The organism is Leptospira limi (assembly GCF_026151395.1).
In the GTDB taxonomy this organism is placed as follows: Bacteria; Spirochaetota; Leptospiria; order Leptospirales; family Leptospiraceae; genus Leptospira_A; species Leptospira_A limi.
In genome coordinates this window covers 1-7,089 of record NZ_JAMQPV010000008.1, presented here as the reverse complement: position 1 = coordinate 7,089, position 7,089 = coordinate 1, and the positions used below count along the sequence as shown (strand labels likewise).

The window sequence follows — 7,089 nt, the reverse complement described above, 5'->3', positions numbered from 1 at the left end:
CCCTCATGAAAAAAATTTGCGCGTTATTTTCTAAGGATCAACTAATTGCAATTAACGAACAAGCTAACCAACGTTGTCCGTAGCTGAGCCCCTTAGGGGCGTTAGCGTCGGCACGTCTTCTTGCGTCAAGAAGCAAGAAGTGTGCCGGAGGATAATGTGCCGAAGGCCAAGCGAGGGCAAAAGTCCCGAAGCGCAGTGGTTAGCGTATGTTAATTGCAGTTAGTTAGTATAATTAAAGATTTATGTCGAAAGGTCAACAAAAGCGAGCGCAAATTTTTCTCTTAAATCTTAAAAACGTAAATTCCAAACAAGACATTCGTGGAGCTATCAGTTTAAATTGTTCTCTTCCAAAGCGTTAATCGACAACACCCTCTTAAAAAATTTTCGCGTTTTCTTCTGTAGATCAACTAATTGCAATTAACGAACTAGACTTATCGAAGTTCCCTGACCCTGAGTCCCAACGGGACGTTAGGGACTGGCATGTAGCTTGCGTAAGCAAGGCGAATGCCAGAAAGGGAATTTGCCGCAGGTCGAGCGAGGCCTTGTGCCGATGCGAAGCGGTAAGTCGCTGTTATGCGCAGTAATTGAATTTAGAATGGAATTTCTTCGTTAAAGAAATAATCAAATTCAAATTCTATTTCTACTTTATAGATTTTTTTAAATGCTTTTTTTATTATTTTTTTTAGATTGAGGTCGTTATTTAAAATTTTGATTATGTCGAGATCAGCGATTCCAATATTTATGATTAATTTTGTATGATCTTCTTTAACGTCGAGATTGAATAAGCTAAATTCTTTAAATCCAAGCTTGGTGTTTTTTGCAATAAATAATTTTAAGTCATAGGATATTTCATCTTGAAATTCCTCTTTAAATAAATTTCGCAATTTATAATCTGATAGAATATTCTCTTCATATTTTTTTAGAATTAGATTGTAATTGGTGAAAAGCCAGTTTCTAAAATCATCCATTTTATTCAAAAATTTTGGTAGTTCAGATTTGTTCACAAAGTGTATAAGCTGAGAAACCTCTTTTTTATTTACTATAAATCGATTCAGATATTTTGAATAACTGGAAGTGGTAATTTCGGTTTTTTCTTTTCCTAAATAATATTCAAAACTTTCTAAATCAAAAGTCGAAAGAAGAAGGAAATTATAAATTCTTGATTTATCATTTTTTTTATCAAGTACGTCCTTTTCGAAATCTAAAGCTTTTATCAGAGTGATTATGGAATCGTAAATTTTTTTATCATTTTGGGGGTTGATTTATCAATATTTATCTCTTGAAAGGCAAATATATTTCGTTGTAACACAAATAGATAATTCAAAGTATTATTAGTATGATATTCTTCCTTCAATTTATTATGAATTATATCTTTTGCGTTCATTTGTTGAAATATTCTTGAGTTTGACCAATAATCAAATGGGTATAGTTTTATGTTTGGATCCTGTTGGTTTAGGTCCTTGGTTAAGAATATCCATGAATTCTCTGAATTTTTTTTACAGCTTATTATAAGTGCCGTATAAATAGTGAATTCAGATATTTTATCCACTTTGTATGCAATCAAATCGAGTTCTCTTTCAATTTCGAGGGTGTTATCAAAATAATATCTATTATTAATTACAAACCAGCCATTTTCAGAAAGTAGGTTAGATACAAGATTCTCAAATAGAAATCCTGTTTTTTGTATTGCCGATTCTATTTTTTGATTTTTATCTTCCATAATATTTTTCAATTATTTCGCATAACGAACTAGCCTTAACGACGTAGGCTGACCCTGAGTCCCGGAACGGGACGTTAGGGACTGGCACGTAGTTTGCGGATGCAAACGAGTGACAGAAAGCCTATGTGTCGCAGACCGAGCGAGGCCGCAAGTGCCGAAGCGAAGCGTTAAGGTGCTGTTATGCGTAGTTTCCATTTATACACATGGAGGTATATAATTCAAATTATTAATTGTTATTTTTTAAATTACAAAAATTTGTTTAACTTAGCGAAAGAAATTAGTGGTGAAGCCTTCGAGATGACAATTCAAAAATTTATTGCTATCGCATTTAAAAAGGAAACTGGTGCCTACATCTATTTCCAATGAATCAATTTTTATATTTTCTATATCAAAGTGTATTCTAAAATCTGAATTACTATCTACTGTTTGTGTAAAACGCAGATTTTTGGCGGAGTTTAGGAGTGAAAAGGGAGAATATGTATTGTAATTGTCACCAGTTAGATTAAAAAATGATTCAGTTAATTTATTATCATCGAAAATTATATTACAAACATCAACATTCAAGGTTGATTCCTTAAAATTATTTTCTCTTTTAAAGATCATTGCAATTGAGGTGTCACTTAATAAATAATAGAAATCTCTTCCGATTAACTCTTTGAAGGATTTACAGTTTTTCTCTTTGATAATATTTATTAATTTTGCAAATCGATCTGGTTTCTGTATCGCATTGTCTATATCTAGAATTTTTGAATTTTTAGCCTTGTCTTTTTTTTCATCGTATTTGAACTCATTGCAGTTTATAATGATGCACATTAACAGACAGAGAAGAATTTTAAATTTTTTTCTATTATCACTTTTCATTCTAATAAATATATTTTGGAAATTACGCATAACGAACTAGACTTACCGAAGTTCCCTGCCCCTGAGTCCCGGAAACGGGACGTTAGGGACTGGCATGTAGCTTGCGAATGCAAGGCGAATGCCAGAAAGGGAATTTGCCGAAGGCCGAGCGAGGCCTTGTGCCGAAGCGAAGCGGTAAGTCGCTGTTAGCCGAAGTGTTAATGTTAAAAGATTCAAGTTATGGATCGTATTCTTTAGCAATTTATGAAATAAATGAAATTTTAGCGTTTTGGAATTGAAATTTATATATTAAGCTAATTATTGGTATTAATTCGCGTCCACGAATATACTCCCTTAAATTTACATTTTGAAACTGGTTTTGAATAACATTCAAAATTAAAAAGTGTTTCAAGACCTGTATCTGGTGTTCCATTTATACATGCACTCACTTGTAGAATAGCTTCATAAGGTTTTGAATCAATATTTGGTGTTCCAAAAATCTTAATTTCATTTGCATATTGAATCAAACCGTAAGGCGAAATCACATTATTTACATTACTCTCTTCGAAGATTATGGATTGGAATGTTTTTTGGTTATAAAAAAAGTCACATATATCTGCACCATTTGTATAGTTATTTTTTTTATAGAAAGGAATATAAACCATCACTTCATCTAAGCTGTAAAAGAAATGATCAGAAAGCCATTTTTTTAATTCTAAACAGTCTTTATTTTTAATAGTTTTGATAAATGATTCGAATTGTTCAGGATTTTCTACCTCTGAAAGATTTTCAAGTTTCCCATTACAATTTTCAGTTTTTTTTATATTCGTTGTTTTACTAGTACATCCAGAAATACCGTAAAATAAAAATATAGCTATTAAAGGGTTAATTAAGTTTGCAATTTTAGAGTCTTTCAATTTTTCCTTCTTTTGTGAGATTAGATTATTAACATTTCGGCTAACGAACTAGACTAACCGACGTAGGCTGGCCCTGAGTCCCGGACGGGACGTTAGGGATTGGCACGAGGCTTGCGTAAGCAAGAGGAGTGACAAAAGCCTATGTGTCGCAGACCGAGCGAGGGCGTAAGTCCCGAAGCGAAGCGGTTAGTCGCTGTTATACGACGTTTTCGAATATCGTGATTTGATTAAGCCACGGATGGCGTTTTCTTAGGCTCTTAATAAAACAAATACTTCTTTGTTTTTCTTTTTTTTGGGGACAGCTTTAATTTCAACATCAAATCCACAGGCGTGAACATAATCGACTAGTGTAGAGATTTTAATATCAGACCTAGATTCAATTCTAGAAACACTGACTTGAGAAAAACCATCCACATCAGTTTGCTTGATTCCTTGTTTTTGTCTTAGTTCAGCAAGCTTCAATTTGAAAATTTGCTTTTGAGCCTCAGCTTTTGCTTGATCAATAATATCTTGTGAGACAAATTTAGTAAGATCAGTATCAAAACTTTTTAATTCTTTTTTTTTCTTAATCATATTACAAATCTCCCAAATATTCCGAGTATAATTCTTCAGATTTTTTAATCATGGTTGGATAAAATTTCTTAGAAGTAGCTTTATTTCCGCCAATGAGTAAAATAGCATTTCTCTTAGGATCAAAAACGAAAAATATCCTAAAGGGTCTATTTTTGCTATTAACTCTAAGTTCCTTTAAATTTTTAATTTTAGAACCTGTAATGGTGTCAACATGTGGTCTTCCAAGTCTAGGTCCAAACTCTTTAAGAATTTCGATAGAAACTAAAATATCCTTTTTTGCATCATTATCTAGATCTTTTAACCAGAGAACCATCTCTTCGGTTCTTTTTATTTCATACACTTAGAGTAATATAACGCGCATGTAATGTTTGTCAAGAATTAAGTAATCTTTTTCTCTACCTTTTTTTCGTTCTTACGGGCATGGACGCCCGTTCTTTTATAGATTTTTCGGAAATGTCGTAGAACGAACTAGACTTACCGAAGTTGTCCGACCCTGAGTCCCAACGGGACGTTAGGGACTGGCATGTAGCTTGCGTAAGCAAGGCGAATGCCAGGAGGACAATTTGCCATAGGCCGAACGAGGGCTTGTCCCGAAGTGAAGCGGTAAGTCGCTGTTATACGACGTGACAATTAGAATACGGTCGATGCTGAAATATAAAAACCTCTAATAATTTCCTTTCCATTAGATAGTTTACTATTTTCATACCCAAATGTATTTCTGAACGAAGAATAAGAATAAATAGAATCATTCAAATCTTCATATTTAAAATAAGAATAGTTATAATTATAACCGAACGCAAGATTGAAGTTCTCCAAAAAATTGTATTTCAAAGAGATATTAGCTTCATAACCTTGAAAAACACCTTTAGTTTGACCATTCCCTTTAATACTTGTAAGAGTGGATGCTGCTCCGGAAGGGAAATAATATAGATTAGAATCAAGATAATAGTAATCTCTTTTTCCTTGAGCATGATATAAATCTAATCCAAAGTTAAGGGAAAGCTGATCAGTGATGGGAATTTTAGATTTCAAAACAATCTGAGGTCCTAAAGCAATTATTTTTTCTTCAGCAGTAAAGTTATCTTTCGAACTATTTCTAATTCTATCAATTTTTCTGATACCACCGCCAATTGCAAAATATTCTTTAATTGCTGGTGAAAGATAAAAAAAGAAGTTTAATTTATAATCATTTCTTTCGTTATTTCTTAAATATTCCTTATAGCGATCATATTGTGTGGTATTGTTAACTCTATAAATATTATCAATATCATAATTGGCTCTTTCTAATTGAATTTTAGAGTATTCAAATTCAAGACCAAATCCCTTATCTAGGTTTTTATAAATGAAGAAAAAAGGATTAATAGTTTTAGTATTGCTCCTCAAATCATTAACTTTGTATCCCCAAAGCGGAATAGCATCAGTTTTATCTCTACTATATTCGAATGGAATGAACTGAGCTCTTAGGGCTTTGATACCTGTTTCGAAAGTAGGTTTGCTTGACTGCGAAAATAACGCAGAGTTTAAGAAGAGTAGAATAGTGATTATATTTTTTAGCTTTTTCATATTAATGATTCAATTTTTTGTCATGTCGTATAACGAACTAGCTAACCGACGTAGGCTGGCCCTGAGCCTCGAAGAGGCGTTAGGGACTGGCACGACGCTTGCTTGAGCAAGAGGAGTGCCAGAAGCCTATGTGCCGAAGGCCAAGCGAGGGCCAAAGTCCCGAAGCGCAGTGGTTAGCGTATGTTAATTGCAGTTAGTTATTATAATAAAAGATTTATGTCGAAAGGTCAACAAAAGCGAGCGCAAATTTTTTCTTTTAAATCTTAAAAGCGTAAATTACAAACAGAACTTTCGTGGAGAAATCAGCTGAAATTGTACTCTTTCAAAGCTTGAATCGACAACACCCTCATGAAAAAAATTTGCGCGTTATTTTCTAAGTATCAACTAATTGCAATTAACGAACTAGGGGAGACGACGTTCCCTGACCCTGAGTCCCGGACGGGACGTTAGGGACTGGCACGGAGTTTGCGAATGCAAACGAGTGACAGAAAGGGAATGTGGCGCAGCCCAAGCAAGGCCGTAAGTGCCGAAGCGCAGCGTTTCCCCGCTGTTATGCGTAGTGGCAATATTATTCAATTGGAACCATGTATTGGTTTTTAAGAGATAAAGTATTCTTTTCATTTGTATGTTTTAACATCTTTGTTTTCGAATCATAGAGAAATGTACTAAAAATTTGACCCTGCGAATTTTTAATGATTAATTTCTCATTTTTAATTTCCCATGAGTCTTCATTTTGGTTTTTACCCTTTGTTATTGTTCCATCAGGTGAAAATTCAATTATTTTTGACCTATTATTTTCACTGTTAAAAACAAAATTGAATCGTTTATTTACTATTAATTTGTATAAGTCGTTAGTTCTCGTTTTTCCGGACTTTAAGTTGCTGTTGTCTAGAATAAATTCTTTTAATGCAATGACAGTTTTCTTAAATCGAATTGATTCTGCTCTGGCATTAGTTTCAACACCTTCAAAGGTAAATGAAATATCAAACTGTTTGTGTATAAACCCTTTAAGATTGTTTAAAATAGATTTTTCTGCAATTGGCAATATGTTTAATGATTCATTTATATTTTCTTTGTATGCACTTGCATAACCAATTTCCTGGTTTATCCATTGCTCCGATATAGACTGCTTTGTTAATATAGGTATAAAGTATTCAGCTTTTTTGATTCCATCAGTAACTTTTTTAGTTAAAGTAACCATTTCAGATTTATTATTCGCAATTATGATTAATTCAATTTCAGGCGTATCCTTAAATTCCTTTTCAATTAAAGATATTTTCTTCCTATCTTTGTCGGAATAACTTATAAATATTTTTGTTTTCATATTTTCCTTTTAAGTTTTTGCCATTACGCATAACGAACTAGACTTACCGAAGTTCCCTGACCCTGAGTCCCGGAACGGGACGTTAGGGACTGGCATGTAGCTTGCGAACGCAAGGCGAATGCCAGAAAGGGAATTTGCCGCAGGCCGAGCGT

The 7,089-nt window shown here is 33.6% G+C and carries 8 protein-coding genes; all 8 read right to left on the bottom strand.

Annotated elements, in window-relative coordinates:
- Positions 1-590: 590 nt before the first annotated feature.
- Positions 591-968 carry a hypothetical protein gene (locus tag ND812_RS18250; RefSeq protein WP_265376741.1) on the bottom strand — a complete coding sequence of 126 codons (378 nt, stop codon included), beginning with the start codon at positions 966-968 and terminating at the stop codon, positions 591-593.
- Between the two features lie 254 nt (positions 969-1,222).
- Entirely contained in the window at positions 1,223-1,720 is a 498-nt protein-coding gene (locus ND812_RS18245) for a hypothetical protein (RefSeq protein WP_265376740.1), read from the bottom strand.
- Positions 1,721-1,984: 264 nt separating this feature from the next.
- The gene (locus tag ND812_RS18240) at positions 1,985-2,611 is read right to left on the bottom strand and encodes a hypothetical protein (protein ID WP_265376739.1); all 627 of its coding nucleotides are present in this window, start codon (positions 2,609-2,611) and stop codon (positions 1,985-1,987) included.
- A 263-nt stretch (positions 2,612-2,874) separates the two neighbouring features.
- Positions 2,875-3,477 (bottom strand): hypothetical protein, encoded by a 603-nt coding sequence (locus ND812_RS18235; protein ID WP_265376738.1) that lies wholly within the window; start codon positions 3,475-3,477, stop codon positions 2,875-2,877.
- Positions 3,478-3,726: 249 nt separating this feature from the next.
- On the bottom strand, positions 3,727-4,050 hold the full coding sequence (locus ND812_RS18230; protein ID WP_265376737.1) for a helix-turn-helix domain-containing protein: 324 nt from the start codon (positions 4,048-4,050) through the stop codon (positions 3,727-3,729).
- A 1-nt stretch (position 4,051) separates the two neighbouring features.
- Complete coding sequence (locus ND812_RS18225; RefSeq protein WP_265376736.1) at positions 4,052-4,363, bottom strand: type II toxin-antitoxin system RelE/ParE family toxin; 312 nt, start codon at positions 4,361-4,363, stop codon at positions 4,052-4,054.
- Positions 4,364-4,680: 317 nt separating this feature from the next.
- Entirely contained in the window at positions 4,681-5,613 is a 933-nt protein-coding gene (locus ND812_RS18220; protein ID WP_265376735.1) for an LA_2444/LA_4059 family outer membrane protein, read from the bottom strand.
- A gap of 568 nt (positions 5,614-6,181) precedes the next feature.
- Positions 6,182-6,937, bottom strand: coding sequence for a TIR domain-containing protein (locus ND812_RS18215; protein ID WP_265376734.1), 756 nt, complete (start codon positions 6,935-6,937; stop codon positions 6,182-6,184).
- Positions 6,938-7,089 lie beyond the last annotated feature (152 nt).

Coding starts and splice junctions, on each gene's coding strand:
- ND812_RS18250 (WP_265376741.1), bottom strand. CDS start 968: ATGGATGATTTTAGAAACTGGCTTTTCACCAATTACAATCTAATTCTA.
- ND812_RS18245 (WP_265376740.1), bottom strand. CDS start 1,720: ATGGAAGATAAAAATCAAAAAATAGAATCGGCAATACAAAAAACAGGA.
- ND812_RS18240 (WP_265376739.1), bottom strand. CDS start 2,611: ATGCGTAATTTCCAAAATATATTTATTAGAATGAAAAGTGATAATAGA.
- ND812_RS18230 (WP_265376737.1), bottom strand. CDS start 4,050: ATGATTAAGAAAAAAAAAGAATTAAAAAGTTTTGATACTGATCTTACT.
- ND812_RS18225 (WP_265376736.1), bottom strand. CDS start 4,363: ATGGTTCTCTGGTTAAAAGATCTAGATAATGATGCAAAAAAGGATATT.
- ND812_RS18220 (WP_265376735.1), bottom strand. CDS start 5,613: ATGAAAAAGCTAAAAAATATAATCACTATTCTACTCTTCTTAAACTCT.
- ND812_RS18215 (WP_265376734.1), bottom strand. CDS start 6,937: ATGAAAACAAAAATATTTATAAGTTATTCCGACAAAGATAGGAAGAAA.